Below are 26976 nucleotides of genomic sequence, written 5' to 3' on the forward strand. Positions count from 1 at the left end.
TTAACTCGGGCGGCGCACCGCGGCAGGCATGCCTGTTTTGGCTACAGCCTGTGCGCGGCAAGAGACATCCAGTTTTTGGAAGATACGCTTGAGGTGGTTTTTAACGGTATTAGCGCTGATATTGAGGATCATGCCAATTTCGAGATTGGTTTTGCCACTGCGTACCCAATGCAGAATTTCCTGCTCGCGGTCAGATAATCCGCCTTGTACCATGCTATCGAGCAAGTCTTCGTCTTTCACCACCGGCGCCAAATGGCCGACGCGGCGAATCGCAGCATCCAGATGCGGCATGATCATGCCCAGCATCTGGTCTGGCACCGTAAATTCTTTAGTGCGGTCAAAAAACACATAAATGCAGTCAGCTTTGCCGCGCGTATCGCGCACACCATAGACCATTAAAGAATGCATTTTGAGTAGTTGCTGCGTAAACGGGTTAGGCGATTGTGCGTGAATGCCGCTGGCATCAAAGCGGTTAATCACATACCACTTGTCATCATTTTCTACCCAACGCTTATATAAGTTACACATGAGGTAGTTCACAATCGCCGAATCTTCCAGCAGGCGCTGGGTGGAGGCCTCGGGCAATGAGGAGGACACATCAAAATGCAGATCGCCACTACTAAAGTCACCCCAGGCCGCCAATAGTACATCGTGCCGCATCAGCGGATGAATGTCTTGTTTTAGCCAATTAAAGAATTCAATATGCCTTTTAATGGCATACGAGTTCTGAATGGCCTGCAAGATGCCTTCCCAATGGGTTTGTTTTTTTTGTACCAGCATGCAGTTACCTCAAGTTATTCTTACGCAGGGCAGACTTTGCCCGCAGTGTCTTTATGGTCTCAAGGGTTTTACGGCGTAATTTGCAGCTTCTTTAGTATGATAGTCTGTGTTGTGTTTATAAAATATGCTTGATATTTATCAAGACTGGCCGGATAAGAGAATTTTCCTTTTAAAACAGAGTCATACTTGCGTTAAAATGCAAAGGTAAATAATCGTATGGATGCATGGAGCTGGATTGGAAACCTATGGGTAGATTAAATAAACTCCCGAACGGTGTGCGTTATCCTAGCCATCAAGAATGGCGTTTGCTGAAAAAACTGCCCAAATGGTGGCTACTGGGGACGTTGGTGTTTTCGACACCGTTAGTGCATGCCTGGTGGCAGCATGGCGACTTGCTCACGCATGATGTTGAGCGCACGGCGATGTTTTTGGGCTTGCTGTTTACGTTCTGGTTTTTTATCGGCGCCATGATCATCGGTCTGATCGTCATCATTATTATGAAAGGTCCAGGCTACGTGTCTGATCCTTATTACTTGCCAAAAGAAGACAAGGCGCTGGAAAATCCACCTCAAAGGTAATAAGTCCTTGATTGCAGCATGAAAACCAGTTTATAATCGCGTGCTTTGCAACCTTGCCACACTTTGTACGCAATCACACTATGCCACATGGCATGCGCGTGATTGGTTCTGAAGGTGGCTAAATAACCACAAGGAAATCTCATGCGACACTATGAAATCGTGTTTATTGTTCACCCTGACCAGAGTGAACAAGTGCCAGCAATGATCGAGCGTTACCGCGCTCAAATCACTGGCAATGGCGGCAACATCCACCGTTTGGAAGACTGGGGCCGTCGTCAACTTGCCTATCCAATTCAAAAAGTACACAAAGCACACTACGTATTGATGAACATCGAAGTGAGCCAAGAAGTGCTGGAAGAAATGGAACATGGCTTCAAATTTAACGATGCTGTATTACGTCACCTGACAATCGCGACGAAAACAGCAGTCACAGCACCAAGCCCAATGATGAAAGAGGAAAAATCCAAAACCATCGTTGGTGACGCACCTGCTGCTACCACTGAGGCAGCTGCTTAAGTGTTGTGAATACGCTGGTGATTGCAGCAACGATTCAAGCCATCGAAACGTTGCGTTATACACCGGCAGGCTTACCCTTGTTGCGATTGCAACTGCAGCATGATTCAGAACAGCAAGAAGCTGGCATGAATCGTAAAGTGCAATGTGTCTTACCTGCAGTGTTGATTGGCGAAAAAGCCAATCTGCCATTGCAAAGCGGCGATCAGATCAAAGTGAAGGGTTTTTTGGCGCAGCGCAGTGCAAAAAGCACACAAGTGGTACTGCATATACAAGAATTACAGCGAATACAGTATTAAAGAATTTAAGGAGTTTCACATGGCAAGAGATATGTACAAACGTCGCCGTTACTGCCGTTTTAGCGCAGAAGGCATCAAAGAAGTAGATTACAAAGACGTAGATCTGTTGAAAGATTTCGTTTCTGAAAACTTCAAAATCATCCCAGCCCGTATGACTGGTACCAAGGCTAAATACCAACGTCAACTGACAACCGCCGTAAAACGCGCACGTTTCCTGGCGCTGATGCCTTACACAGACAAACACCCAGGTTAATTGGCGGCTTAGGAGAACAACATGCAAGTAATTTTATTGGAAAAAGTAGCAAACCTGGGCTCACTGGGCGACGTGGTTAAAGTGAAAGACGGTTACGGCCGTAACTTCCTGATTCCACAAGGTAAAGCTAAACGTGCAACAGAAGCAAACAAAGCTGTTTTTGCAGCACAGCGCGCTGAGTTGGAAAAACAACAAGCTGATTTGTTGGCCGTAGCACAAGCCCGTGGCGAAAAACTGGCTGGTTTCAGCCTGACCGTGTCACAAAAAGCGGGTGTAGATGGTCGTCTGTTCGGTTCCGTGACTAACATGGACATCGCTGAAGGCTTGCAAGCACAAGGTCACGAAGTGAAAAAAGCGGATGTGCGCCTGCCTAACGGCCCACTGAAGAACATCGGTGAATTTGCTGTAAGCGTTGCACTGCACCACGACGTGGTGGTAGACATCACTGTAACAGTGACACCAGAAGCTTAATTAAGCTTTTGCGGCAGTACAAGAAAAGGCTACTTCGGTAGCCTTTTTGCTTTTGATAGTTAGGATTAAAAATCCATTTTGTCCGCCGATGAACGCAGATACACGCCGATATTAAGGCCTCTGTTTTAAAGTTGTTTACAGGCCATTATTACAAAATTTCTCTGATTGATTATCAGGAATTTGACTTTTATCGGCGTGCATCTGCGTTCATCAGCGGAATATTAAATTTTTTTTCTCTGTGTGCTCTGTGCCCTCTGTGGCTAAATTATTTTTAATCTTTCATCCCTGCCAAAACCCCAAAATGCGTGACAGCTTTTCGGTATAATCGCCAGATGGCTGATGAACAACTCGAATTCTTAAAACTCCCTCCACATTCTATCGAAGCTGAGCAGTCGGTCTTGGGCGGGCTGTTGCTCGACAACGAAGCGTTGGACAAGATCGCTGATATCCTCGCGCCGCAAGATTTTTACCAGCACGACCATAAGCTGATTTATGAGCATATCGCCCGGTTGATTGAACGCAACCAGCCGGCAGATATTGTGACCGTCGCAGAATCGCTGGAAAACAGCAATGAGTTGACGACAATAGGCGGCGTGGCGTATCTGGGTGCTCTGGCACAAAATACGCCGACGGCGGCCAATATTCGCCGCTATGCGGAAATCGTGCATGAACGTTTTGTCATGCGCCAACTGGTTGCCGTCGGCACTGATATTGCCGAAAGTGCTTACTTGCCGAATGGCCGCAATGCTCAGCAATTGCTCGACGAAGCCGAAGCCAAGATTTTCCAGATTGCCGAGGGCGGTAACCGCAAGAGTCAGGGCTTTTTGGGAATGCAAGTGTTATTGCCACAAGTGGCTGACCGCATTGACTACCTGTATTCACGTGAAAATCATTCTGATGTGACCGGTATCCCCACCGGCTTTAGCGATCTTGACTCCATGACCTCCGGCCTGCAAGGTGGCGATATGGTGATTATTGCCGGTCGTCCGTCCATGGGTAAAACAGCGTTTGCGATTAACATTGCCGAGAACGTGGCGCTGGAGACCAATAAAGCGGTGGCTATTTTCTCCATGGAGATGGGCGCCACACAATTGACCACGCGTATGATTGGTTCGATTGGCCGCCTGGACCAGCACAAAATGCGTAACGGTAACCTCGAGGACGAGGACTGGGAAAAACTGACCACGGCGCTGGGTAAACTCAATGAAGCGCCGATTTACATTGATGAAGGCGCTGGTTTAAGCAGCTTTGACGTGCGTGCGCGTGCGCGTCGTTTGCATCGACAAACGGGTGAGTTAGGCCTGATCGTCATCGACTATTTGCAGTTGATGAGTTCACCGGCTGGTCGGCAAGGCGAAAACCGGGCGACCGAGATTTCTGAGATTTCACGCTCTCTCAAAGCCTTGGCCAAAGAATTAAACGTGCCGCTGATTGCCATTTCGCAGCTTAACCGAAGCGTGGACCAGCGCCCGGACAAGCGTCCGGTGATGAGTGACTTGCGTGAGTCGGGCGCGATTGAGCAGGATGCTGACTTGATCATGTTCGTGTACCGTGACGAATACTACAACCCGGACAGCGCCGAAAAAGGCACCGCCGAGATCATTATTGCCAAACAACGTAACGGCCCGATTGGCCGTGTACGCCTGACCTTTATGGGCGCGCATACGCGCTTTATGGATTACGCCAACGCGGCGTATATGCCTGACGAGTATTAATTGGCAGGTATGACTGATGCGTCCTATTGTTGCCCACATTTCAGAAGCTGCGCTGGCGCATAATCTCGCGCAAGTCAGGCGCTATGCGCCGCAATCCAAAGTAATTGCTGTCGTCAAGGCCAATGCCTATGGGCATGGCCTACTCAATGCTGCGCGCGGATTAAAAGAGACCGAGGCGTTTGCTGTCCTTAATATCAGCGAAGCCATTGCCTTGCGCGACGCCGGATACCAGCACCCGATTCTGTTGCTGGAAGGGGTGTTTTCAGCGGATGAAATGATGCTGGTGGATCGCTATCACCTGGATACGGTGGTTTCTCATCAGGCCCAGTTATCATGGGTGCTTGATAGTGCACCTAATATTCCACTGCGGGTTTACCTCAAACTGGATAGCGGTATGCATCGCCTGGGTTTTCAGCCGCGTGAATACGCGCATGCCTTACAGCAGTTGGGCAGTTCAGCGAATGTGCGTGAATTGATTTTGATGACGCATTTCGCCAACGCCGATGTGGCCGATGGCACTGTTGCTGCCATGCAAGTGGTGGCGCAAGTGATGCCTGCGTCCTATGCACGCTCGCTGGCTAACTCTGCGGCCATTGTGCAGCAGGCGCACACGCATGCAGATTGGGTACGCCCAGGCATTATGCTGTATGGCGCCACGCCGATGGCTGAAAAATCGGCCACCAGTTTGGGGCTGAAACCGGTGATGACCTTGCAGTCGGGACTTATTGCGGTGCAGGAGATTGCCGCCGGTGAGAGCGTCGGTTATGGCAGCCTGTTTACCGCCGACAAACCTATGCGCGTGGGAATTGTGGCTTGCGGGTATGCTGATGGTTATCCGCGGCATGCACCGACGGGTACGCCGATCGCCGTCGCTGGTCACTTAACCCGCACTTTAGGGCGTGTCTCCATGGATATGCTGGCTGCCGATATTACCGATATTCCACAAGCCGCTATTGGCAGTACCGTTGAGCTGTGGGGTGAGCAAGTGCCGGTAGACGATGTGGCGCAGGCCGCTGGCACCATAGGCTACGAATTATTATGTGCAGTCACGGCCAGGGTGCCGTTTAAAATTCATGGCTAAAGCAAAAACACAATATACCTGCACCGAATGTGGTGCGTCTGAGCCTAAATGGCAGGGTCAGTGCCCGAGCTGTCAGGCCTGGAATACCTTGGTCGAAACCGTGCCCGAGGCGGCCACGCAAAGCCGGTTTGCCAGTCTGGCACCGACAGCGCAATTGCAAAAGCTGGCCGATGTTGAGGCGCAGGATGTGTCGCGACAGGCGACCGGCATTGCCGAATTTGACCGTGTATTGGGCGGCGGCCTGGTCGCGGGCGGCGTGGTGCTGATTGGTGGCGATCCCGGTATCGGTAAATCTACGCTCTTGCTGCAAACCGTGTGCAAGGTCTCGCAGAGCCTAAAGTCTTTTTATATCAGTGGCGAAGAGTCTGCACAGCAGATTGCCATGCGTGCCAATCGCTTGGGCTTAGATGCTAGCCAGGTCGATGTGCTGGCTGAAATTAACCTGGAAAAAATCAGCCAGGTGTTGCAACAGCACAAACCCGATGTGGTGGTGATCGACTCGATTCAAACCGTGTATTCTGAGGCGTTGCAATCGGCGCCGGGCTCTGTCGCGCAGGTGCGTGAATGCAGTGCGCAACTGACGCGCATCGCCAAGCAGCTCGGCATCAGCATGATACTGGTCGGCCATGTGACCAAAGAAGGCTCGCTGGCCGGGCCGCGCGTGCTGGAGCATATTGTCGATAGCGTGCTCTACTTTGAGGGCGACCAGAACTCAAGTTTTCGGCTGATCCGCGCCTTTAAAAACCGCTTTGGTGCCGTCAATGAGTTGGGCGTGTTTGCCATGACTGAAAAAGGCCTGCGCGAAGTCAGCAACCCTTCGGCCTTGTTTTTATCGCATCACGAGTCGCCTGTGCCTGGCTCCTGTATCACCGTCACGCAGGAAGGTACGCGGCCTTTGCTGGTTGAGATTCAGGCGCTGGTGGATACTGCACATGCGCCTAATCCCAAGCGCTTGTGTGTCGGCCTGGAGCAAAACCGGCTGGCGATGTTGTTGGCGGTGATGCACAGGCATGCGGGCGTCGCTTGTTATGACCAGGATGTGTTTATCAATGCGGTCGGTGGTGTCAAAATCAGCGAACCGGCGGTGGATTTGGCAGTGTTGCTGGCCATCGTGTCCTCATTTAAAAACAAACCCTTGCCTAATAAGCTGATTGTCTTTGGTGAGGTTGGTTTGGCTGGAGAAGTAAGGCCAGTACAGCGCGGCCAGGAACGCTTGAAAGAGGCGGCCAAGCTGGGCTTCACACATGCGATTATCCCCAAAGCCAATGCCCCTAAAGGCGGCGTGGCTGGCTTGCAGATTGATGCCGTGGATCGGCTGGAACAGGCGATAGACGTGCTGCGCGCATAAAAAAAGTGGCAACGACTGCTGGGAGTGCAATCGTTGCCAGAGAGTGAGGCTGCCCAGAAGAGGGAGGACAGCCACAGGGAAGCGGTTGTGCGCCTGAGTGCAGGCTAAATCATTTAAAAAAATTCGGTTTGTTTCGGGTTGTCAGTCTTCAAGTTCTGGTCATTCTTCGCCGTTTTATCTGCCGCATTAACGCCTGCACGGGTGACTAGCGGCTGACAGGCGCGTAGCGTCTGCTCGTCACTGGCTAATCTGATACATTCCACCTGTTTGTTAAGCTGCTTGATCATGCGTTGCTTGTTTGCCATCAGGTCTTCGTAGCGCTCTGTAGCAGGCATGTCCGATGCAAAAATCGAAATATTCACCAACAAGCCCGTGGTCATCACAGTTGCATATTTCACGGTGATTGCCTTTCTGCGATTAACGATTGATGCAGTATAAAAAACACACGTGCTGTTGTCAGGTACAAAGCAGTGGGGTTTTGTAGCGATTTGTAGCGACTTGGATACAGAAGCGTGCGGTGTGTATTTGTGCGCTAGCGCAGCTTCGTCATAAAAACTTCATGCAACTATTGCTCGCGGGCGCTTGCCAAAATGGGTGTCACTTATCACATGTGTATGACAATAAGATGACACTCGGTAAAATTGACCAGGAGCAAAAATAATGAAAAAAATCATTTTTCTTTTACCGCTGATCATGGCTGCTTGTGCCAGCGTGACGCCACAACAATATACGACGCAACAAGGCAAAGTGGGCTATACACTGACGTGTAGCGAATTTAATACCACATGGGAGCAATGCCAGTCTAAGGCGGCAGCCTTGTGCACGCAGGGCTACAAAGTAGACAAGCAATTGTCCTTTAAAGAGACTTTTCCTGATAGTGGTGATGGCCTTTACCGGCCAGCCAATAACCACCTGGCGGTTGAGTGCAAGGGTTAAGGCTTGGCGAGTGTTGTCTTTAGCTGATTGATCACGGCTTGTGCGGCGTCGTAGCCACTGGTGACGGCGCCTTCAATGGTGGCCGGGTAAGGGCCAGCAATATAATCCCCCGCCAGAAAAATATGTGGGTTGGAGGTGCGGGTACCAGGGCGGGGCAAGTCTGGCGTGCAACTGAATGTAGCACGTTTTTCTGTGATCACTTGCGTCCACTGTGGGGCGGCGTTTAATGCGCCATGGTATGTTGCCAAGGCCTGGTTGATTTCCGCGATGCACTGCGCCACCAGTCCGGATTTATCTGCACTCAATGGCGGATGTGCGCTGATCACCACGGCCAACAGGCCAGGTTGTCCGCAACATTGCCCGCGGTCAAATACCCATTGTGCCAAGCCGTGATACAAGCCCATCAACGGGTAGGGCAGGCGCGTTTCAGCGCTGTATTGCAGGTAAACCGTGGTGATGGGTTGATAGTCAAATGCCGGGATGTGCAATGCGCTAGCGGCTTTTTCAGCAATTGTTTTCAATTGATGCGGACCAACCGCCACAATCACATCGTCAAATATTTCTGAGCTAGTGGCCGTAGAGACCAGGCAGCCAGTCATCATGCCGCCGCTCTCTGCCGCCTGTAGCGCCGTGACTGCGCTGCGCAGCCTGACTTCACCGCCCAGGGCTTGCATATGTTGCAGTAAGGGCTGAATCAGCGCGCTGGATAAGTCTGCACTTACAATTAAAAAATCACTATCCTGACGTCGATGCTGAAAGCTATCGCGCAGTACATTGAGAAACACTTGCGCGCTGGCGAGCGAAATCGGTGTATTGAGCGCCGCCAAGCATAAGGGCTCCCACAAGGTGCTGATCGCCATCGGCGTTTGTTTGCCCTGCGCCAGCAAGGTGCTAACGGTGAGATCGGTGGGCAGGGTAAATGCCTGTTGTTTAAGCTGCTGCATCCAGCAGATAGCGCGCCATTTGCTGCGCCAATCCAGGCCGTGTGCCGTGAGTAATCCCCATAGCAAATGTAGTGGGGCGGGCAGCCAGGTGGGGCTGACCAATGACATGCGCTGCGCGCCATGATGCATATGCAACTGCAGCGGCAGGCGTTTAAATACCTGGGCTGGATGGATGTGCGCGTCTTGCAATAAGGTGAGTGTGGCGCGGTAAGCGCCTATGCACAGGTGTTGTCCATTATCTAAGAGGGTGGTGTCGTGGGCGACCCCACGGGCACGGCCACCAGCCTGAGGTGCAGCTTCAAACACGCACACCTGGTGCCCATGCTGCAATAAGCGGATGGCCGCAGAGACGCCAGCCAGCCCGGCACCAATCACCGCTACTTTTTTACCAGCAGACGCCGTTGCGTTCATGGCTTGCGGTATTTAAACCATGCCCCCAGCGCCAGTTTGAGTTTTCTAAAAGGCGGCAGCGCCACTTTATGCGTGAGCACCAGGTTGGGGTCTGGTTTAATTTCTTGCAGCAGCGCGCGGTAAATAGCGGCCATCATTAAGCCTGGCAATTGCGGTTTGGTATCTGCCTTGGGCAGCTGGCTCAGCGCTTTGTCATAAAATAGTTCAGCACGTTCGATTTGCTTCAGTAACAAGGCTTGTGTCTGCGGCGAAGCCTGGCTGTGCAGCAACTGTTCCTCAGTTACCCCGGCACGTTCCAGTTCATCGAGCGGAATATAAATACGGCCACGGCGTGCATCTTCGCCAACATCGCGAATGATATTGGTGAGTTGAAATGCCATGCCCAGATCATGTGCATATTCAAGCGTTGCCTGGTCTTTGTAGCCAAAAATTTGCGCAGACAGCAAGCCCACCACGCTGGCAACGCGGTAACAATACAAGGCCAGTTGTTCAAAGTCGGCATAACGGTTGTATTGCGTATCCATTTGCATGCCATCGATGATTTCAACAAAATGCGCTTCTTGCAAATGAAACGCGTCGACGACTGGTTTTAAGGCTTGGGTGACCGGGTGCTGTGGTGTTTCATGAAACAGTCTGAGGATTTCCTGCTTCCACCAGGCTAGCTTGGTCTGGGCGATTTGGTAGTCGCTGCATTCATCCACCACATCATCCACTTCGCGGCAAAACGCATACAGCGCGGTCATGGCCTCGCGCTTGTCTTTGGTTAAAAACATAAAACTCAGCGTGAAGCTAGAGCCACTTTCACGGGTTTTTTGTTGGCAGTATTGTTGCGGCGTCATTGTTTAAACAGGGCTTTCAGCAAAATCAGTAGCCAGTCATAGGCTTTCAAGATCGGGCGATGATGGTAGATATCGCCACGGCAGGATTTTAATTTATGTAGGATACGTTCGCCACCTGCAATCATCATGCGTAACTCGAAACCAATGCGGCCAGGCAGCGCACGACCCAATGGTTTACCCGCCAGTAACAAGTCTTCTGCACGCATCACATTGTGTAAAAAGAAGATTTCCCAGGTAGCATCCAGGCGTTGTTGATGCAAATCCTGCTCGCTGATGCCTGCGGCTTGCATCTCGTCCTGGCAGAGGTAAATGCGTCCAACCGCGCCGTGTTTTTGCAGGTCTGGCGCAATGTCCTGGTAAAAATTAATCAGTTGCAAGGCGCTACAAATCTGGTCAGACCAGACGCGGTGCTGCGGGGTATCACTGCCATAGAGTTGCAGCATGAGGCGACCCACCGGGTTGGCCGAGCGGCGGCAATAGTCCAGCACCTCGTCAAAAGTCGCATAACGGGTTTTAACCACATCCTGTTTAAAGGCGTTAATCAGGTCGAGCAACAATTGCACGTCCAGCTTGTGGGTTTTAACCACGTGCTGCAAGGCGATAAACAAGGGTTTTGATGGCTGTATATAAGCCTGCATCAGCAATAGCTCATCTTCATACGCTTGCAAGGCGTGCAGCCGCGCCGCCTCAGTGGCATCGCCTTCATCAGCGATATCATCGGCTTCGCGGGCAAACTGGTAAATCACCGTCACCGCGTGGCGCAAATGGCTGGGTAACAGGAGAGAGGCGACCGGGAAGTTTTCGTAGTGCGTGTGCGCCAGCGTCAGGCTGGGAGAAGTCTCGGCTGGCTTGGAAAAGGCTTGCATGGCTTAAGTATGCCATAAATCCGTGATACGCTTACGCCTTGCAGATGAACAAGTCGTAAAGAGAAATCAACGTTGGGGATAACAGGATGTTAGGCATTATTGGTGGCACCGGGCTGACCGCGCTGGATAATTTAAATATTTCAAAGCGCATGATTGTGCGCACCCCGTATGGCGAACCTTCACAGCCTTTGGTGTTTGGTGAAATCAATGGCAAAGAAGTGGTGTTTCTGGCGCGTCATGGCGGCGGCCATACGATTCCGCCGCATGCGGTCAATTACCGGGCGAATATCTGGGCGCTGCATTCTGTGGGGGTATGTGATTTGTTGGCCGTGGCCACCGTCGGCGGCATTGCCCGCAACCTGATTCCAGGCGACATTGTGTTGCCGAACCAGATTCTGGATTACACCTACGGTCGCAGCAATACTTACCATGATGGCATTGAGTTGCCCGTGCGTCATATCGACTTTACCTTGCCATATTCACAAGCCATGCGCGAGCGTTGCCTGCAGGCGGCGACGGATGTTGGCTACAGCGTCGTCGATGGCGGGGTGTATGCCTGTGTGCAAGGCCCGCGCCTGGAAACGGCGGCAGAAATCAACCGTTATGAACACGATGGCGCCACCATTGTCGGTATGACCGGGATGCCGGAGGCGGTATTGGCGCGCGAACTAGGATTGGCTTATGCCGCCATTTGCCCGGTGGCTAACTTTGCCGCCGGTCGCGGCGACAGCGCGCAGTCTATCCAGTTTGAGCAGGTGATGCCGTTGTTGCAGCAAACCATGGACAAAGTGCGCACAGTGATTGCACAGTATTTATCTGATAACGATTGCTCAGTTGCCTAAGGTTCAAATACCGGGGCTGAGCGTGAATTGCAAGGAGAAATAGCGATGGCAGTGAAACCTGTGCTCAGAATGGGCGAGCCATTGTTGTATCGGGTGGCCGATAAAGTCACCCAGTTTGATACGCCTGAATTGCATGCCTTGATTGCAGACATGCATGACACCATGACCGATATGAACGGTGCAGGCATTGCAGCACCGCAAATTGGCGTCAGTTTGCAGGTAGTGATGTTTGGGGTGGGGGCCAATCCGCGTTACCCCGATGCCGAAGAAGTCCCATTTACGATTTTGATTAACCCTGAATTAACCCCGATTGATCAGGCCGAAGAGGAGGGCTGGGAAGGCTGCTTGTCTGTGCCCGGCATGCGCGGACTGGTGCCACGCTATCAGCACCTGCATTATCGCGGGTTTGACCCGCAAGGGCAGGTGATTGAGCGCACCGTGAGCGGCTTTCACGCCAGGGTGGTTCAGCATGAATGCGACCACTTATTTGGCGTGCTTTACCCCATGCGCATCCGTGATCTGACAAAATTTGGCTTTAATGATGTACTTTTTCCTGGAATAACACTTCCAGATGACTGATTGTTTGCTATAATGCCGACTTTCCGGAAGAGTGGCAGAGCGGTTTAATGCTACAGTCTTGAAAACTGTCGAGGGTTCACGCCCTCCGTGAGTTCGAATCTCACCTCTTCCGCCAAACACGACATGCCGCAGTTTTTGCGGCATTTCTATTTGCAGGTTTTAATTACACATTTTAAGGAATCGTCATGACACAAATCATCATCGACCATAACCCGTCAGAAGAAAAACTGAAAGAACTGGGCGTAAAAAGCTGGAACACTTGGGATTGCGCACCTTCAAAATTCCCTTTGGATTTCACTGCGACTGAAAAAGCCTACGTATTAGAAGGCGAATTCAAAGTCACTCCACAAGGTGGCGACACTGTAACGATCAAGGCTGGTGACTACGTTGAGTTTCCAAAAGGCCTGAAATCCCAGTGGGAAGTAGTCAAACAATTGAAAAAACACTACAAACATTTCTAATTGATTTGTTGTAGCCAGTATTCAATAAAAAACCCTGCCTTGCAGGGTTTTTTGTTTTTGGCCCGCTGGATATTCTCAGCGGCCATCTGTTTAAAGCGCCAATCATTAAACTTTGCAAAATGCACACAGGCTTTAAAGCGAATTCTGCATAGTGCTCTAGCCAAGTGGTTGATATTAAAATACAATCTCACCCTGATTGAAAAATCAAACGCCTTGGGGTGGCTATAACGCCTGAGATCTCGCACACGCGGGAAACCCAATGAACCTGACCCAGATAATGCTGGCGTAGGGACAGGCAGAGCATCTACAACGCAACTGTTTTTGGTTTGCTGGGTTACCCACAAACCTACTCACGTCTTTGTCACTCTTCCCCTGTCCTTTTTATGACTCTTATAGAAAGGATTACCATGAAACCAATCGCAAAACCGCTGTCCTTAATTGGGCTGTTACTCAGCACGCCGGTGTTAGCCGCAGAAGAGGAAGAGACCCGTGAACTGTCCGAAGTCGTCGTCAGTGCCGATTTTCGCCCCAGCAGTGCACAAAAAACCGCGGTGAGCCTGACCGAGATTGATAAAGAAACCATAGAGTCACGTGGCGCGCAGCATCTGGAAGAGGTGTTGAATCTGGCACCAAACGTGAATCTTGCCAGTGGCGCTTCACGCGGACAATTTTTTCAGATACGTGGTATGGGGCAGCGTAGCCAATTTAGTGCACCGTTAAATCCATCCGTAGGTTTGGTGATTGATGGAATCGACTTTAGCAGGACAGGCGGGGCGGCAACCCTTTTTGATATCGATGCAATTGAAATCTTACGTGGCCCGCAAGGAACCAAATTTGGAACAAATGGCTTAGCAGGAACAATTAACATGCGAAGCAAAGCGCCGACCAAAGCCTTTGAAATGCACGCAGAAACTGGGGTTGCTGAATACAATACGCGCAATTTTGGTGTAGCTGTTGGTGGTACTCTTGTTGAAGATAAATTATTAGGTCGTGCTTCGATATACACACATAAATCTGATGGTTACATGAATAACGATTTTTTAAATCGTGACAATACGCAAAATCAGGATGAGCTTACTTTTCGGGGCAAATTAAAGCTACTTGCCACTGACGATTTAACAATTGATTTAAGTTATGTTCATTTGGATATTGATAATGGCTATGACGGCTTTACATTCGACAATAGCCGAAATAGCTTGTCAGATCATCCTGGTCAAGATAAACAGCTGACCAATGCTTTTGCAATCAAAACCAATTGGCAAGCTTCTGATGCAGTGATTATTCAAACTGAAGTCACTTATTTAAAAAGCGATATTGTCTATAGCTATGATGCGGATTGGGGTTTTAATGGACAGTTCGCCCCAGCTTTATCACCTTATATTGGTTTTGAGCGTTTTGACCGCAAACGTGAAAATTATTCATTTGATTTACGCGCGCTTTCCGATAAAGCTGGCCGTATTTTTAATGATTCGACTGACTGGACCATAGGCTTGTTCTTTATAGACCAGGACGAAGCTTTTAAGCAAGACTCAGACTTTGGTATTTTTGGCGCAACAAGAAGAAGAGGAGATTATGACACTCAGAATAGCGCTATCTATGGCCAGCTTGATACACATTTAACAGATAGCTTAACTCTTATCACAGGCGGACGTGTCGAGTACTTTAAAGCAAAATATGATGATACAAACGCTTTAAGGCTTAATAAAGATGAAATGCTGTTTGGTGGTAAGTTAGGGTTGAATTATCAGCTTAACAAAAATCAATTACTGTATACCTCTCTATCAAGGGGGTATAAGTCAGGCGGTGTGAATAACGATGGTAGATTAACTCTAAACCAACGAATTTTTGATGCCGAATACAATGTTACGCTTGAAGCAGGCGTTAAATCCAATTGGCTTGATAACAGACTAAATACTACGCTATCCGTGTTTTACACGGATAGACGAAACGCGCAGGTAAAAAACTCATTTGAGTTTGGCGTTGGGCAGTTTGTGGATTATGTAGACAATGCCACAAGTGCAACACACAAAGGTGCAGAGTTCGCGGCCGATTGGTTTATCACTGATCAAATGCGTTTAATTGCATCACTCGGCTTATTAGATGCAACTTTTGATAAGCGCAGATTTGTAAATAACGTAACTGGCCAGACTGTCAATTATGATGGTAGGCAAGTTGGTCATGCCCCAAGTTATACTTTTAGCCTAGGTACGGAGTTTTACCCATCCAGCGCCTGGACAATTCGAATTAACGTAGAAGGAAAAGATAGTTTTTATTTTTCAGATAGTCACAATGCAAAATCAAACGGCTATGCTTTAGTGAATGCCAGTGCGGTATATCAATATAATAAGCATTGGAAGATGAATATATGGGCAAGGAATCTGCTCGATAAAGACTATGCAACCCGTGGTTTTTTCTTTGGTAACAATCCAGCAAATGGCTATACGCAAGAAAAATATGTGCAATATGCAGAGCCACGCGTCGCAGGCGTAACGGTGAGTTACGATTATTAAACTGATTGAGGGCGTTATAGCCCTCTTTTTAATTGAGGAATTTAGATGCGTATTTCAGTCGATATTAGTTTGTACCCTTTAACCGAAGGATATGTAGAGCCCATTCTGGAGTTTATCAACAAGCTCGAAGCCAATCCAACTCTGGTGGTCAAGCGCAATAGCCTAGCGACGCAGGTGTTTGGCGAATACCGCGAGGTGATGGATTGCCTGGATGCAGAAATGGAAGCAGTGTTTAATGCGCTCCCGCACAGTGTGTTCGTGATGAAGTTTGTTGGCACAGACAGAGCCGATGTGGTCGATGTTTAACGCCGTTATCTATTTTATGCATACTCGTTAATATGATTGCTCGCCATGAACCAAGATAATTATCAGGCTATCCTGACCGCATTTCATCAAATGTCCGGTTGGGAAATCACCGCTGCTTTAATGGGGGTGGCCTATATTCTGCTGGCGGCGAGAGAGTCGCAATGGTGCTGGCTGTTTGCCTTTTTAAGCACGCTGGTTTACACGGCGCTGTTTTGGGAGGGGCAACTGCCCATGCAGGCACTGCTCAATTTTTATTATATGGCCATGGCGATCTATGGTTTCTGGCTCTGGCATCACCCTGGCAAGCAAACTGACACCTTGCTGATTAGCCGTTGGCCCTTGAAGAAGCACTTGGGTTTTATTGTGGGTGGCTTGGCGGTGAGTGCGTTGCTGAGTGCTTATTTGCAACACAGCGGACAATCACAAAGCCCGATGTTAGACGCGTATACCACTGTTTTTTCTGTGATGAATACCTGGTTGATCGCCAAGAAGGTATTAGAAAACTGGTTATATTGGGTGGTGGTGGATGGCGCGGCCACGTTGTTGTACGTGCAAACCGGCTATTACGCCACTGCCGTTTTATTTGTGTTGAACACGATATTGGCAATGGTTGGCTTTATCAGTTGGATTAAGTTATATCGGCAACAAACCGCTTAAACCACACATGATGATGCAACGCATAGTGGGTTAGATACGCTGCATCCATCTGACTAAATCAGTTTCACCCAGAATATTCATCAAAAACAACAGTAGCTGGTAGGCGGGCGTATGCGCGCTATGTTCGATCCAGGCATGCGTCTGCGTATAGTGCTGTTTAAAGAGCGCCAGCTGCGCGGGCGTGAAGATGTATTCGAGCAATACCAAATCTAGCGCACGCGGCGCGATCACAAACGCATCCAAATCAATCAGCACCAACTGATTAGTGCTTAAGCAGCGAAATTGATCCCAGCGTAAATCCAGCATCATAGGCACAAAGTCGCTTGCATGGCATTGTGCTGCCTGCGCTAAAACTTCAGGCAATAAAGCTTCAGCGATGCGTGGTTGCTGTTGTTCGGTCAAACAAACCAGCGTGTCGTGCAACCGGCTAGCCCATGCGTTTGCAGAAAATTGTGGCGCGTGCAGTGTGCCCCAGGTGCTGTAGCTTAATTGGTGCAGTTTGGCGATGTGATTGGCCAGCTGTATCACCCAGTCATCTTTGATCTGCCTTGCGTCTACATCCGTGCCCTCAACAAAGCGCGTGAGCACAAAGCGGTTAGCGCTGGCTGCAACAAACTCAGGCACGCCGAGCGCTCCGTTTTTTTGTAAAAAGTGATGCGTGAAATCTATATTGCTCAGACTATTGGGAAAGTCGGCGGCAAATAAATGGTTTGCGCCTAACCAAAAGTGAGACTGTTCTATGGTTGCTGTATTGCACACTTTGAGTACCATGGCACCATTGGCCGTTTGGCAATCAAAAAGCTGATGCGTACTATCCTCAAACTTATTCGGGATGACGCTTGGTTGAGCAATCAGTTTGGGCAAACTGGCCTGTTCGGCGTGGCTGAGTTGTGGATAAGTAAACATAGTCAGGCTGATATTTTAAGCCATGGCGCGTTAAAAACACTGCCTTTTAGCAGTGTTTTTTGTTGGTGCGTGCCTAACCTAAGTCAATCAGCAATCGTTCAAAATCCTCTGCAGGCATCGGTTTGGCAAATAAATAGCCCTGGCCAAAGTCGCAATGGATGTCTTGTAGCAAATGCAGTTGCAGGTCAGTTTCTATGCCTTCGGCAATCACTTTAATTTTGAGTCTATGCGCCATTTCAATAATCGCTTCACAAATGGCGAGCTCGCTTGAGTCTGGCGCCAGGTTGGCGGTGAATGAGCGGTCAATTTTTAAATAGTCGACGTTGAATTTTTTAAGATATGACAATGACGAATAGCCGGTGCCAAAATCATCAATGGCAATATGCATTCCCGAGTTATGAAATCCCATCAGTTTTTCTTCAATATTGCCGACCACATCCATCAGCACGCCTTCTGTAATTTCAATCACCACACAACTGGTTGGAAAGTGAATATGATCCAGCAGGCTGATCCAGTTATGCATCATCTCTTCATTAGCCTTGAATTGCACTGGCGATTTATTGACGGCAATTTCAAAGTCGCGCCCCAGCAGCTCTTTAAACCTGGCCCCTTGTTTGACCGCCTCGATAAATACCCAGTTACCAATCTCGTGGATAGTGCCGTAGTGTTCGCAAATCGGGATAAAAACTTCTGGGCTGATAAAGCCTAGCTCTGGGTGTTTCCAGCGTAGCAAGGCCTCTGCTTTATGGATGTGGCCGCTAGATAACTCAATAATCGGCTGATAGTGCACAGAAAATTGTTTGCGTAACAAGGCCTGGCGTAAGTCGGTAGACAGGCGGATGCGGAAGTCGGATTCCTGTTGCATGAGTTTGGTGAAAAAGCGGTAGCAGCCACGCCCGGCATTTTTGGCGACATACATGGCCTGATCTGCGACTTTAAGCAATTGCTGCGCATCGGTGGCGTCTTCCGGGTAAATGGCAATGCCAACACTGGCCGAGATAAAGGCTTCTTTTTTAGCGGTGATAAAGGGCTCAGATAAATGATCAATAATATGTTGTGCAATATGCGCAATCATCATATTGTCGTGAATATCGTTGAGAATCACGGTAAATTCATCGCCGCCCAGGCGGGCAACCGTATCAGACTTGCGCACACAGGCCATAATTCGGCTAGCCGCTTCTATCAGCAGGGTATCGCCGACATTATGGCCGTGCGTATCATTAATTTCTTTAAACCGGTCAAGGTCAATAAACAGCAGGGCGCATTTCTGCTGTTCACGCTGTGATAATTTCAGTGTTTGTTGCAGCCTATCTTGAAACAGTTGCCGGTTGGGCAATTTGGTCAGTTGATCAAAGTTAGCCTGTTTAAGTATCAGTGCCTCCGCCGCTTTGATGGCGGAAATATCAGAAAACAGACTGACGCGCCGATTGACCCGGCCGTCCGTTTGATAAGAGGTATTGATTGTTAGCCAGGTGGGAAACATTTCGCCATTTTTACGCTTGCTCCACACCTCTCCCTGCCATTGACCACACAGATGCATGGTCTGTTGTTGCGTGTCATAAAAACGCGCGTCATGTTGCTCGGAGCGAAGCAGGGTGATGGATTGACCTTTGATTTCTTCTAGCGCATAGCCGGTCATTTTTGTAAACGCGGGGTTAATCGCGAGCACCACGCCCTCGGCATCGGTGATGGCCATCGCCTCACTGCTATTGTTATAGACCAGCCCAGCCAGTTTCAGCTCTTCTTCTGCCTGTTTTCTTTCGCTGATGTCTTGCACTGCGCTGATGAAATACAGCGGCTGTTGCGCGTCATCGCGCAATAAATGCACAGACAGATTGACCCAGACCACTTGCCCCAGTTTATGCAGGTAGCGCTTCTCTACACTATATTGGTCTATGTCACCTTGCAATAAACGGGTGACAGTTTCTGTTTCCAGCATCAGGTCTTCAGGCAGGGTGATTTGCTGGTAAGTCATGTGTTGTGCCAGAATTTCTTCCTGGCTGTACCCAATGATGTTGCAGAATTCACGGTTGATTTGCAAAAAATGGCCAGATAAATCCACTTGTGCGATCCCAACTGCCGCATTTTCAAATACCGCGCGAAATAAGGCCTCGCTATCCCGCAGGGCTTCTCTGGCCTGGTCTCTTTGTTCGGTGGCGACGATAGAATGGTAAATGTGATAGAGGCTGAGTTGAATACTGTCGCGAAACTGGCCAATCAGGTCTTTGATCAGGTGATCATAGTGGTGCTCTTTATGGTCCAGAATACAAATGGTGCCAAATACTTCGCCATTCGGCCAGTTAAGCGGTAATCCATAGTAAGAGATCATGCCGAGTGCCACATCTGGATTATGTTCCCAGCCTGGGCTGGTCAATGCGTTTGGAATCAACAAAGGCTGCTGATTACTGATCACATTTTCACAATAGAGGCCGGTATTTAAACTGGCATGTTCACCTGAATGATAGACATTGCCCTCGCTATGGCTGGCAACAAAGACTTCAATTTCGTGCGCGTGCGCTCGCATGATGAGCGCAGCGGGGATATGGGCAATACAGGCGAGCAAATCTGTGGTGATTTGCCAGCTTCTCAGTACCTTTTCAGGCACCTCTATCTCGTCGAGAACGGCATAATGAGGCAAAGCCCCGGAACCCTGATTGATCATAACTACCCCCAATACTGTTCGTAGTCATTTCTAATGGCATGACACACGTCTTTATTCTTTTTCGGCAATAAATCACAATTTCTTTACGTATGTTAATTGCATTATGTGCTTTCAAAACGGCATAATCAATGCAGATGAAAGCGCTAAACGTGAAAATATTTGATAAGAAACAGGGACTTCGATAGCGGTGAGCCAGTGGTGAATACAGGTGTTAAAAAAATTCAACAGTGACGTATCATCCGCAAAAAATACCTTTACAGAGCTTGGCAGTGCCTATTATTTTAGTCAAACGTTGTTTTAATTTTTAAGTTTTTAGGGATAACAAAGGAGCCGCGATGAGCCTGATCAAAGTAGAAAAACCGAGTGACTTGACCTTGGCCGCCTTGGGTGTCAAACAATGGCCAATCTGGTCGAAAGAGGTGTCGACGTTTACATGGCAATACAGCAGTACTGAAATTGCCTATATTGTGGAAGGGGAGGTCACGGTCACACCCAATCATGGCACGCCGGTGAGTTTTGCCGCAGGCGACCTGGTGACCTTTGCCAGTGGTCTGGATTGTGTGTGGGAAGTCAAAAAACCGCTACGCAAGCATTACCGTTTTGAGTAGCTCGTAGGTTTAAAGCTCGCCGCTGGTTTAAAGTTCACTTAGGGCTTGTTTGAGCGCTGCCGTTTGCGTATCTGCGATGGCTAGGCCATGGCAGGCAGAAATCAAAAAGCTATCTTCTACCCGGCTGCCCAGCGTGTTGATTTTAGCGTTATGTAATTCGATGCCATGGTTGAGAAACACCAGTGCCATGCTGGCCAGCAAGCCTGGGCGGTCATTGGCGACCACATCCAGTTGTTGAAAAGTCACCAGGCCTTGCGTGGTTGGGTATTCCACCGGGCGTAGATTGACTTGGGTCGGAATCGGCATATGTTTCACTTGTCGGCTGACACGGCCGCGTATCGGCGCAGGCATGGCCTGTGCACTGAGCAGTTGGTCGTTGAGACCTTGTTCAATATGCTTGAGTAAGCCGTTATAGCTGATCTGGCGCGTGTCTGGCTCCAGCACAATAAAGTTATCCAGCGCATAACCATGGGTCGTGGTATGGATTTTGGCCTGCACAATGTTGTATTGCATGCTGTCAAAAAAATGACAAATGCGGGCAAAAATCTCTTTTTGGTCGCGGCTATAAATCATGACCTGTATGCCGTCGCCCTTGGGGCTCAGGCGTGCGCGCACAATCGGTTTGTCAGAGCGCAGGTGCGGGATCAGTAAACGACTTTGCCAGGCGATTTCGTCGCTGTCAAAACGGCTGAAATAACCACTGCCAAAGGCCTGCCACAACGGTTGTACGGAGGCTTCTTTGAGGTTGAAGCTGCTGAGTTTTTGTAACACCTCCTGTTTGCGCAAACTGAGCTGGGCTTCGGTGTTGAGAGATTGCTGCAAGACGCGGCGTGTTTGTAAAAACAGGCTTTCCAGCAGCTTGGCTTTCCAAGCGTTCCAGACGTTGGGGCTGGTGCCGCGAATGTCCGCCACTGTGAGCAAATACAACGCGGTCAGGCGGTATTCAGAGCCGACTAATTGCGCAAAAGCTTCAATCACATCGGGGTCGGACAAGTCGCTTTTTTGGGCGGTGCTTGAGAGCTTTAAGTGTGCTTCGACCAACCAGGCAACCAGTGCGGTATCGGCTTTAGGCAGGCCCAGTTTTTGGCAAAAACGCTTGGCATCAATGGTGCCCAATTGCGAGTGGTCACCGCCACGGCCTTTGGCAATATCGTGAAAAATCGCGGCCAAGTAGAGTAAATGTGGCTGGCTGAATTCGTTAAACAGCTGGCTGCAAAGCGGAAACTCATGACGCAGGTCTGGTTTGGCAAATCGACGCAGGTTACGCAATACGTTGAGGGTGTGCTCGTCTACGGTGTAGACATGAAACAAGTCGTGCTGCATTTGCGCAATCACGCGGCCAAACACCGGGATATAGCGACCAAGAATACCGTAACGGTTCATGCGCCGCAGGCTGCGGTGCACGCCTTCACGGCTTTGCAAAATCTGCAAAAACAGCGCTTTGTGCGCCGCATTTTGGCGGAAGCTGCGGTCAATTAATGGCTGCGCATCTTGTAGCGCTCTCACCAAGGGCGCACTAAAACCGGTGATGGCCGGGTGCTGTTGTAACAGTTGAAAACAGCGCAAAATGGCTTCGGGCTTACGCTGAAACAAGTCAGCTGTTTGTGCGCTTAACAAGCCTTGTGCCAGTGTGAAGTCCTGGTCAATCACGCTGGCGGCTTCTAAGGGTGGGCTCACGCGCGTATGCATGCGCTTGAGCAACACTTCATTTTCTATGATGACTGCTCTGGCACTGCGGTAAAAGCCTTGCATCAGCTGCTCGCTGGCGCGCTTTTGCGCGGTGGTTTGATAGCCCATTTGCTCGGCCAGGGTGTTTTGAAAGTCAAAGACCAGGCGGTCTTCACGCCGTTTGGCCAGCAAATGTAAGCGGATGCGCAGGTTTTGCAACAAGCGCTCGTGTCGTTTGAGTTGGTTAGCCTGGCTGCGGTTGAGCAGGCCGGCACGTACCAGATCGTTCCAGTCATTGCCCAAGCCCTGGCTTTGGGCAACCCACAAAATCATATGCAGGTCACGCAACCCGCCCGGACTTTCCTTGATATTGGGTTCGAGGTTATAGGCTGTGTCGTGAAATTTGGCATGGCGGATTTGCTGTTCACGCAGTTTTTCAGCAAAAAAGCGCGCTTGATCCAACTGTTGGTGCAAGGATTGCGTCAGCGTATGGAATGTCGGGCGATGACCGGTCAGCCAGCGGGCTTCCAGCAGGTTGGTCATAATGGTGACGTCGAGCTTGGCTTCGTCCAGGCATTCTTGCATGGTGCGTACACTGTGGCCAATATTGAGGCCAATGTCCCACAAGGTGCCGATGAGTGACTCAACGGTGGCTTGCAACTGGCTGTCACTATTATCCGGCATCAGAATCAACAGGTCGATGTCGGAGTGAGGGAACATATCCCCGCGGCCGTAGCCACCAACCGCAATCAGGCTTGCATTTGTTGGCAGGCCGTAACTACGCCAGAGGTCTTTGAGCAGTTGATCGAGAATGCGGGTGTGTTGTTGCAGCAGCGTTTTAGCATGCGGGTTGGCCAGGTAAGCGTCAGCCATCTGCTGGCGTGCCAGTTGTAACGACTCCCGCCAGTGCTTGAGTTGTTCTTTGGCAATCACCGTCATGATCAGATCGCTTACAGCACTGGGCGCGGCGGCGTGCCCGCCGAGACAGTCATGATCTCAAAGCCACCTTCGGTGACGAGCACGGTATGCTCCCACTGTGCTGAGAGACTACGGTCCTTCGTGACCACCGTCCAGCCGTCGGACATGAATTTGATCTCGCGGCGACCCGCATTGACCATTGGTTCGATGGTGAAAATCATGCCGGGCTTGAGCGCCATGCCCGCACCAGGTTTGCCATAGTGCAGCACTTGTGGCTCGCAGTGGAATTTTTTGCCGATGCCATGACCACAAAACTCGCGCACGATGCTATAGCCATTTTTTTCGGCAAATGATTGAATCGCGTAGCCGATATCGCCCAGGGTGTTGCCTGGTTTGACCTTTTCAATCCCGCGCCACATGGCCTGGTAGGTGAGCTCACACAAACGCTTGGCTTGCGGGGTGACGCTCCCGACCATAAACATACGTGAGGTGTCGCCGTGGTAACCATCTTTAATCACGGTGATATCCAGGTTAACAATGTCGCCTTGCTTCAACTCTTTTTCGCTAGGCACGCCATGGCAGATTTGTTGATTGATAGAGGTGCAGATCGATTTTGGATACGGCGTATGACCATCGGGCGCATAATTGAGTGGCGCTGGAATGGCTTGCTGCTCATTGACGATGTAGTCATGGCATAACTGATCCAGCTTATTGGTGGTGACGCCTGGCACCACGAAAGGGGTGATGTAGTCTAGCACCTCAGAGGCCAGGCGACCGGCGATGCGCATTTTTTCGATTTCTTCGGGGGTGTGCAGAGTAATTGCCATATGCTTTTGATGACCTTTAACGCCTGAATGTTCAATGCCAGGCTGGGAATCAATACCTAAAATGTCATTCTAACATAGGCGTTTAGCAGTCATCACTAAAGAAGCACGCCTTTGTTGGCGTTAAGTTGACAGAGGGGCAAAGCGGATAGGCCATAAAAACAAACAGGCGCTGATTTGTGCGATTGATTACGACATCACACAAGGTGGCGATGTTTTATACTCGGGCGCATGAATCAAGCAGGAGCGAACAGATGGTGACACTCACCGAAGCAAGGCAACACCGGACCGTGAATGACTGGGTCGCTTTTTTGCAGCAAGCGGATATTCCGGTATTGCGGCAAACGGCCAGGGAACTGGCACGGTTGCGTGAGCACGAAGACGAGATGGGTGCCCGAGATATTACCCGCATCGTGATCAATGACCCGTTGATGATGTTTAAAGTGCTGACCTTTGCCAATAATCATCGCAGCCGCCACCAATTGCAAGACCTGGTGCAGGTGGAGCAGGCCATTATCATGATGGGCACCAGCACCTTTTTTGAGCAGATTCCTGCTGTGCCGCATGTCGAAGAAGTCCTGAACCAACATGTGCCCGCCTTGATCGATTTGCTTAAGTTGATGGTACGCGCGCACCGGGCCGGTTATTTTGCAGCAGATTTCGCCTCACACCTGATGGATTTGCACGCAGAGGAGTTGCGTGTGGCCGCCTCATTGTATGATTTTGCCGAAATGCTGATGTGGTGCTTTAACCCTGAGGCGATGGCTGAAATCAGCAAGCGGCAGGCGGCTGATAAAACCTTGCGCAGCCGTGTTGTGCAGCAAGATGTGCTGGGCTTTCGCGTGGTGGAGTTACAGGCAGAGTTGGTGCGGGTATTTAACCTGCCATCGTTATTAACTGATTTAATGGACGAGCAACGCGCGCATCTGCCCAGGGTGCGCAATGTGCAGTTAGCGGTCAACCTGGCCAGACATTCTGCCGATGGCTGGGACAATGCGGCGCTGCCAGACGATTACAAGGATATTGCCCAGTTACTGCATGTGGATGTGGAGCGGGTGATGCATATTGTCGGCGTGCCGCACTAGCAGGATTATTTGCAGCACTACTTGATCAGGCGTCCAGGGCGCGTGTTGCCAGCAGGTCGGTAATCGCCTGATGCACTCGGTCAATGACACTGTCCCAGGGTTCTTCTGCACCTTGCCTGAAGAGCCGCATGCCCGGATACCATGGACTATCTTCACGCTGTTGCAACCAGCGGAAATGCGCTTGCTGAGGCAATAGCAACCAAACCTTTTTACCAAGCGCTGCTGCCAGATGGGCGACGGCAGTATCGACCGAAATCACCACATCCATTTGCATGATCAGTCCAGCCGTCTCTGTCAAGTCTGTGAGCGCCGGATGATGGCATTCCAGCATTGGAAAGCGCTTGAGCATGATGTGGTCTTCACGCCTGAACTCTTTTTGCAAGCTATGCCATTCGACCTCCATTTGCAGCAAGGGCGCCATCAGATAGAGCGGAATACTACGTAGCTTGTCATATTTATTGTCAGCATCCCCACACCAGTTAAGGCCGATGCGCAGGCGCCTGGTTGGCCCCAGTAATTGCTGCCAGGGCTGGCTATGGCGTGCGTGAACCGCGAGATAGGGCAGGTTGGCCGGGACCGTATCAGGCAAGGTTTTAAACACTGCTGGCAGGCTCAACATCGGGCAATAGACATCAAAGTGCGGCAGGGGACGGCCATCCTGACGAATCACCTGGATACTGGCATCCTGCGCCCAGCATTCATTCAGCACATTAAACAGCGCTTCGGGCACCGCAATGATGATCTGGTTAGGTTTAAATGCCTTAATGAGCGGCAGGTAGCGGCAGAACTGCAGTGTGTCGCTCAGCGTCATTTCTGCCAGTATCAGAATACTTTTGCCGACCAGCGAGCCGGTTTCGCGCCATAACAGGCTTTCAGGCGGACGCTGGGGGTCGGTCAATACCTGAAAGCGTGCCGCATACAGGGGCCAGCCGCTCTCGTAGTCGCCGCGCGCCAGTTTGAGCATGCTCAGGTAGTAGCGTGCCTGCGCGTGGTGCGGCGCATGCTGCATGGCGGTTTCCAGGCAAGTATACGCTTCGTCAGCATCCCCATTTTCATACAGGGCCAAGCCTAGGTTGCAGTAAGCTGAAGCATAGCCGGGATTAAGCGCCAGAGCTTGCCTGAAGTCAGCAATGGCAGCTGGATACTGGCCCAATTGGCACAACACCACGCCGCGGTTGTTATACGGTATCGGCAAATGTGGTTGATGGATGATCGCATCGTTAAAACTGGCGAGTGCCGCTTGTGTTTTACCTTGCAGTTGCAAGATCAGCGCATGCTGATGATATGCCTCGGCAAAGTCTGGCTGGATCTGGATGGCCTGCTGCATACATTGCAGGGCTTCATCGGGGGCCTGCAACTGCTGGCAGACGATGCCCAGCCGGTAATGAAAATGTGCGTGCTCTGGGTGCGCGGCGACCGCTTGCCTGAGCATATTGGCTGCTGGCTCAAGTTGTTGTGCCTGCAGCATTAAATCCACACATTCGCTAAATGCCTGTAACTGCTGTGGGTCGAACTTGGTGGCGGTGCGCAGACGCAAAATCGCCTCTTGCGTGCGCCCCATGTTTTTTAAGGCACGCGCATCCAGGTAATACAGCTGTGCCTGTTTGACATCGAGGGCAATGGCCTTTTTATAACATTCGTGCGCCGCTTTAAATTGCTGCGTGCGCATATGCAGATTAGCCAGTTGCACATGCAGCTCGAGTATCTTGGGCTGCAGGCTGATCGCTTGTAGCAAATACTGCTCAGCCGCATGAAACTCCTGATTTTTTAACATCAGGCCAGCCAGCTTTTGGTAGGCATCCCAGCGCGACGGATCATCGGCAATCAGTTTGAGCAGTTTTGCAATGGCTTCATTATTCATGGTAGAGACTGCAACACTTCAAACGTTTGCGTATGACCTTAAAATGACAGATGGC

27 protein-coding genes, 1 tRNA gene and 1 riboswitch are annotated in these 26976 nt (G+C 50.2%); of the genes, 18 read left to right on the top strand and 10 right to left on the bottom strand.

All coding sequences use genetic code 11. The features are described 5' to 3' along the window. The gene (epsA, locus tag E6Q52_RS11210; RefSeq protein ID WP_292822052.1) at positions 1–780 is read right to left on the bottom strand and encodes an XrtB/PEP-CTERM-associated transcriptional regulator EpsA; all 780 of its coding nucleotides are present in this window, start codon (positions 778–780) and stop codon (positions 1–3) included. Between the two features lie 245 nt (positions 781–1025). Here epsA and E6Q52_RS11215 point away from each other — a divergent pair, with 245 nt between their 5' ends. The 8 genes from E6Q52_RS11215 to radA all read left to right on the top strand — a co-directional run bounded on the left by E6Q52_RS11215 (position 1026) and on the right by radA (position 7038). Then, entirely contained in the window at positions 1026–1358 is a 333-nt protein-coding gene (locus E6Q52_RS11215; protein WP_292822054.1) for a hypothetical protein, read from the top strand. Positions 1359–1499: 141 nt separating this feature from the next. Further along, entirely contained in the window at positions 1500–1874 is a 375-nt protein-coding gene (rpsF, locus tag E6Q52_RS11220; RefSeq protein WP_019881918.1) for a 30S ribosomal protein S6, read from the top strand. Between the two features lie 5 nt (positions 1875–1879). Then, positions 1880–2170, top strand: a complete 291-nt coding sequence (gene priB / locus E6Q52_RS11225; protein ID WP_292822056.1) for a primosomal replication protein N — start codon at positions 1880–1882, stop codon at positions 2168–2170. Between the two features lie 19 nt (positions 2171–2189). After that, positions 2190–2423, top strand: coding sequence for a 30S ribosomal protein S18 (gene rpsR / locus E6Q52_RS11230; RefSeq protein WP_024929836.1), 234 nt, complete (start codon positions 2190–2192; stop codon positions 2421–2423). Between the two features lie 21 nt (positions 2424–2444). Then, on the top strand, positions 2445–2894 hold the full coding sequence (gene rplI, locus E6Q52_RS11235; protein WP_292822058.1) for a 50S ribosomal protein L9: 450 nt from the start codon (positions 2445–2447) through the stop codon (positions 2892–2894). A gap of 332 nt (positions 2895–3226) precedes the next feature. Next, the gene (gene dnaB / locus E6Q52_RS11240) at positions 3227–4609 is read left to right on the top strand and encodes a replicative DNA helicase (protein ID WP_292822060.1); all 1383 of its coding nucleotides are present in this window, start codon (positions 3227–3229) and stop codon (positions 4607–4609) included. Between the two features lie 16 nt (positions 4610–4625). After that, complete coding sequence (gene alr, locus E6Q52_RS11245) at positions 4626–5690, top strand: alanine racemase (RefSeq protein WP_292822062.1); 1065 nt, start codon at positions 4626–4628, stop codon at positions 5688–5690. Further along, complete coding sequence (gene radA / locus E6Q52_RS11250; RefSeq protein WP_292822064.1) at positions 5683–7038, top strand: DNA repair protein RadA; 1356 nt, start codon at positions 5683–5685, stop codon at positions 7036–7038. The genes alr and radA overlap by 8 nt, the downstream gene beginning before the upstream one ends. A 113-nt stretch (positions 7039–7151) precedes the next feature. Here radA and E6Q52_RS11255 read toward each other — a convergent pair whose 3' ends face one another. Then, a complete protein-coding gene (locus tag E6Q52_RS11255) occupies positions 7152–7436 on the bottom strand; it encodes a hypothetical protein (RefSeq protein ID WP_292822066.1) in 285 nt (94 codons plus the stop codon). Between the two features lie 262 nt (positions 7437–7698). On the opposite strand from E6Q52_RS11255, the gene E6Q52_RS11260 reads away from it, so the two are divergent. Further along, a complete protein-coding gene (locus E6Q52_RS11260) occupies positions 7699–7974 on the top strand; it encodes a hypothetical protein (protein ID WP_292822068.1) in 276 nt (91 codons plus the stop codon). On the opposite strand, the gene hpnE is transcribed toward E6Q52_RS11260, so the two are convergent. The 3 genes from hpnE to hpnC are packed head-to-tail and all read right to left on the bottom strand — an operon-like array spanning position 7971 to position 11034. After that, positions 7971–9329 (bottom strand): hydroxysqualene dehydroxylase HpnE, encoded by a 1359-nt coding sequence (gene hpnE, locus E6Q52_RS11265; RefSeq protein WP_292822070.1) that lies wholly within the window; start codon positions 9327–9329, stop codon positions 7971–7973. The genes E6Q52_RS11260 and hpnE overlap by 4 nt on opposite strands. Next, the gene (gene hpnD / locus E6Q52_RS11270; protein WP_292822072.1) at positions 9326–10168 is read right to left on the bottom strand and encodes a presqualene diphosphate synthase HpnD; all 843 of its coding nucleotides are present in this window, start codon (positions 10166–10168) and stop codon (positions 9326–9328) included. Before hpnD ends, hpnE begins: the two co-directional genes overlap by 4 nt. Continuing rightward, a complete protein-coding gene (gene hpnC / locus E6Q52_RS11275; RefSeq protein WP_292822074.1) occupies positions 10165–11034 on the bottom strand; it encodes a squalene synthase HpnC in 870 nt (289 codons plus the stop codon). Before hpnC ends, hpnD begins: the two co-directional genes overlap by 4 nt. An 86-nt stretch (positions 11035–11120) precedes the next feature. On the opposite strand from hpnC, the gene E6Q52_RS11280 reads away from it, so the two are divergent. From E6Q52_RS11280 to pnuC, 7 genes are all read left to right on the top strand, one after another. Continuing rightward, entirely contained in the window at positions 11121–11876 is a 756-nt protein-coding gene (locus tag E6Q52_RS11280) for an S-methyl-5'-thioinosine phosphorylase (protein WP_292822076.1), read from the top strand. A gap of 45 nt (positions 11877–11921) precedes the next feature. Beyond that, positions 11922–12455, top strand: coding sequence for a peptide deformylase (gene def, locus E6Q52_RS11285; RefSeq protein WP_292822078.1), 534 nt, complete (start codon positions 11922–11924; stop codon positions 12453–12455). 25 nt (positions 12456–12480) lie between these two features. Further along, positions 12481–12570: transfer RNA gene (locus E6Q52_RS11290), tRNA-Ser, on the top strand. A 70-nt stretch (positions 12571–12640) separates the two neighbouring features. Next, positions 12641–12916: a cupin domain-containing protein gene (locus E6Q52_RS11295; protein ID WP_019881932.1), complete on the top strand. Its 276-nt coding sequence runs from the start codon at positions 12641–12643 to the stop codon at positions 12914–12916. Positions 12917–13120: 204 nt separating this feature from the next. Then, positions 13121–13226, top strand: a riboswitch (TPP riboswitch). A gap of 97 nt (positions 13227–13323) precedes the next feature. Next, positions 13324–15426, top strand: coding sequence for a TonB-dependent receptor (locus E6Q52_RS11300; RefSeq protein WP_292822080.1), 2103 nt, complete (start codon positions 13324–13326; stop codon positions 15424–15426). A gap of 45 nt (positions 15427–15471) precedes the next feature. Further along, positions 15472–15732 (top strand): YkoF family thiamine/hydroxymethylpyrimidine-binding protein, encoded by a 261-nt coding sequence (locus E6Q52_RS11305; protein WP_292822082.1) that lies wholly within the window; start codon positions 15472–15474, stop codon positions 15730–15732. 45 nt (positions 15733–15777) lie between these two features. Next, positions 15778–16389: a nicotinamide riboside transporter PnuC gene (gene pnuC, locus E6Q52_RS11310; RefSeq protein ID WP_292822084.1), complete on the top strand. Its 612-nt coding sequence runs from the start codon at positions 15778–15780 to the stop codon at positions 16387–16389. Positions 16390–16419: 30 nt separating this feature from the next. Here the strand turns inward: pnuC and E6Q52_RS11315 are convergent, their stop codons facing one another. After that, positions 16420–17295, bottom strand: coding sequence for a phosphotransferase (locus E6Q52_RS11315; RefSeq protein ID WP_292822086.1), 876 nt, complete (start codon positions 17293–17295; stop codon positions 16420–16422). A gap of 73 nt (positions 17296–17368) precedes the next feature. After that, complete coding sequence (locus E6Q52_RS11320; protein WP_292822088.1) at positions 17369–19957, bottom strand: EAL domain-containing protein; 2589 nt, start codon at positions 19955–19957, stop codon at positions 17369–17371. A 335-nt stretch (positions 19958–20292) separates the two neighbouring features. Between E6Q52_RS11320 and E6Q52_RS11325 the strand changes: the two genes are divergently transcribed. After that, positions 20293–20565, top strand: a complete 273-nt coding sequence (locus E6Q52_RS11325; RefSeq protein ID WP_292822090.1) for a cupin domain-containing protein — start codon at positions 20293–20295, stop codon at positions 20563–20565. 27 nt (positions 20566–20592) lie between these two features. Here the strand turns inward: E6Q52_RS11325 and E6Q52_RS11330 are convergent, their stop codons facing one another. Further along, complete coding sequence (locus tag E6Q52_RS11330; RefSeq protein WP_292822092.1) at positions 20593–23172, bottom strand: [protein-PII] uridylyltransferase; 2580 nt, start codon at positions 23170–23172, stop codon at positions 20593–20595. An 11-nt stretch (positions 23173–23183) separates the two neighbouring features. Next, positions 23184–23978 carry a type I methionyl aminopeptidase gene (gene map / locus E6Q52_RS11335; protein ID WP_292822094.1) on the bottom strand — a complete coding sequence of 265 codons (795 nt, stop codon included), beginning with the start codon at positions 23976–23978 and terminating at the stop codon, positions 23184–23186. Positions 23979–24229: 251 nt separating this feature from the next. Between map and E6Q52_RS11340 the strand changes: the two genes are divergently transcribed. Then, a complete protein-coding gene (locus E6Q52_RS11340) occupies positions 24230–25060 on the top strand; it encodes an HDOD domain-containing protein (RefSeq protein WP_292822096.1) in 831 nt (276 codons plus the stop codon). A 25-nt stretch (positions 25061–25085) separates the two neighbouring features. On the opposite strand, the gene E6Q52_RS11345 is transcribed toward E6Q52_RS11340, so the two are convergent. Next, complete coding sequence (locus E6Q52_RS11345) at positions 25086–26921, bottom strand: tetratricopeptide repeat protein (RefSeq protein WP_292822098.1); 1836 nt, start codon at positions 26919–26921, stop codon at positions 25086–25088. Positions 26922–26976: the final 55 nt, after the last annotated feature.

The organism is Methylophilus sp. (genome assembly GCF_008015755.1).
In the GTDB taxonomy this organism is placed as follows: domain Bacteria; phylum Pseudomonadota; class Gammaproteobacteria; order Burkholderiales; family Methylophilaceae; genus Methylophilus.

Coding starts and splice junctions, on each gene's coding strand:
- epsA (WP_292822052.1), bottom strand. CDS start 780: ATGCTGGTACAAAAAAAACAAACCCATTGGGAAGGCATCTTGCAGGCC.
- E6Q52_RS11215 (WP_292822054.1), top strand. CDS start 1,026: ATGGGTAGATTAAATAAACTCCCGAACGGTGTGCGTTATCCTAGCCAT.
- rpsF (WP_019881918.1), top strand. CDS start 1,500: ATGCGACACTATGAAATCGTGTTTATTGTTCACCCTGACCAGAGTGAA.
- rpsR (WP_024929836.1), top strand. CDS start 2,190: ATGGCAAGAGATATGTACAAACGTCGCCGTTACTGCCGTTTTAGCGCA.
- rplI (WP_292822058.1), top strand. CDS start 2,445: ATGCAAGTAATTTTATTGGAAAAAGTAGCAAACCTGGGCTCACTGGGC.
- dnaB (WP_292822060.1), top strand. CDS start 3,227: ATGGCTGATGAACAACTCGAATTCTTAAAACTCCCTCCACATTCTATC.
- alr (WP_292822062.1), top strand. CDS start 4,626: ATGCGTCCTATTGTTGCCCACATTTCAGAAGCTGCGCTGGCGCATAAT.
- radA (WP_292822064.1), top strand. CDS start 5,683: ATGGCTAAAGCAAAAACACAATATACCTGCACCGAATGTGGTGCGTCT.
- E6Q52_RS11260 (WP_292822068.1), top strand. CDS start 7,699: ATGAAAAAAATCATTTTTCTTTTACCGCTGATCATGGCTGCTTGTGCC.
- hpnE (WP_292822070.1), bottom strand. CDS start 9,329: ATGAACGCAACGGCGTCTGCTGGTAAAAAAGTAGCGGTGATTGGTGCC.
- hpnD (WP_292822072.1), bottom strand. CDS start 10,168: ATGACGCCGCAACAATACTGCCAACAAAAAACCCGTGAAAGTGGCTCT.
- hpnC (WP_292822074.1), bottom strand. CDS start 11,034: ATGCAAGCCTTTTCCAAGCCAGCCGAGACTTCTCCCAGCCTGACGCTG.
- E6Q52_RS11280 (WP_292822076.1), top strand. CDS start 11,121: ATGTTAGGCATTATTGGTGGCACCGGGCTGACCGCGCTGGATAATTTA.
- def (WP_292822078.1), top strand. CDS start 11,922: ATGGCAGTGAAACCTGTGCTCAGAATGGGCGAGCCATTGTTGTATCGG.
- E6Q52_RS11295 (WP_019881932.1), top strand. CDS start 12,641: ATGACACAAATCATCATCGACCATAACCCGTCAGAAGAAAAACTGAAA.
- E6Q52_RS11300 (WP_292822080.1), top strand. CDS start 13,324: ATGAAACCAATCGCAAAACCGCTGTCCTTAATTGGGCTGTTACTCAGC.
- E6Q52_RS11305 (WP_292822082.1), top strand. CDS start 15,472: ATGCGTATTTCAGTCGATATTAGTTTGTACCCTTTAACCGAAGGATAT.
- pnuC (WP_292822084.1), top strand. CDS start 15,778: ATGAACCAAGATAATTATCAGGCTATCCTGACCGCATTTCATCAAATG.
- E6Q52_RS11315 (WP_292822086.1), bottom strand. CDS start 17,295: ATGTTTACTTATCCACAACTCAGCCACGCCGAACAGGCCAGTTTGCCC.
- E6Q52_RS11320 (WP_292822088.1), bottom strand. CDS start 19,957: ATGATCAATCAGGGTTCCGGGGCTTTGCCTCATTATGCCGTTCTCGAC.
- E6Q52_RS11325 (WP_292822090.1), top strand. CDS start 20,293: ATGAGCCTGATCAAAGTAGAAAAACCGAGTGACTTGACCTTGGCCGCC.
- E6Q52_RS11330 (WP_292822092.1), bottom strand. CDS start 23,172: ATGACGGTGATTGCCAAAGAACAACTCAAGCACTGGCGGGAGTCGTTA.
- map (WP_292822094.1), bottom strand. CDS start 23,978: ATGGCAATTACTCTGCACACCCCCGAAGAAATCGAAAAAATGCGCATC.
- E6Q52_RS11340 (WP_292822096.1), top strand. CDS start 24,230: ATGGTGACACTCACCGAAGCAAGGCAACACCGGACCGTGAATGACTGG.
- E6Q52_RS11345 (WP_292822098.1), bottom strand. CDS start 26,921: ATGAATAATGAAGCCATTGCAAAACTGCTCAAACTGATTGCCGATGAT.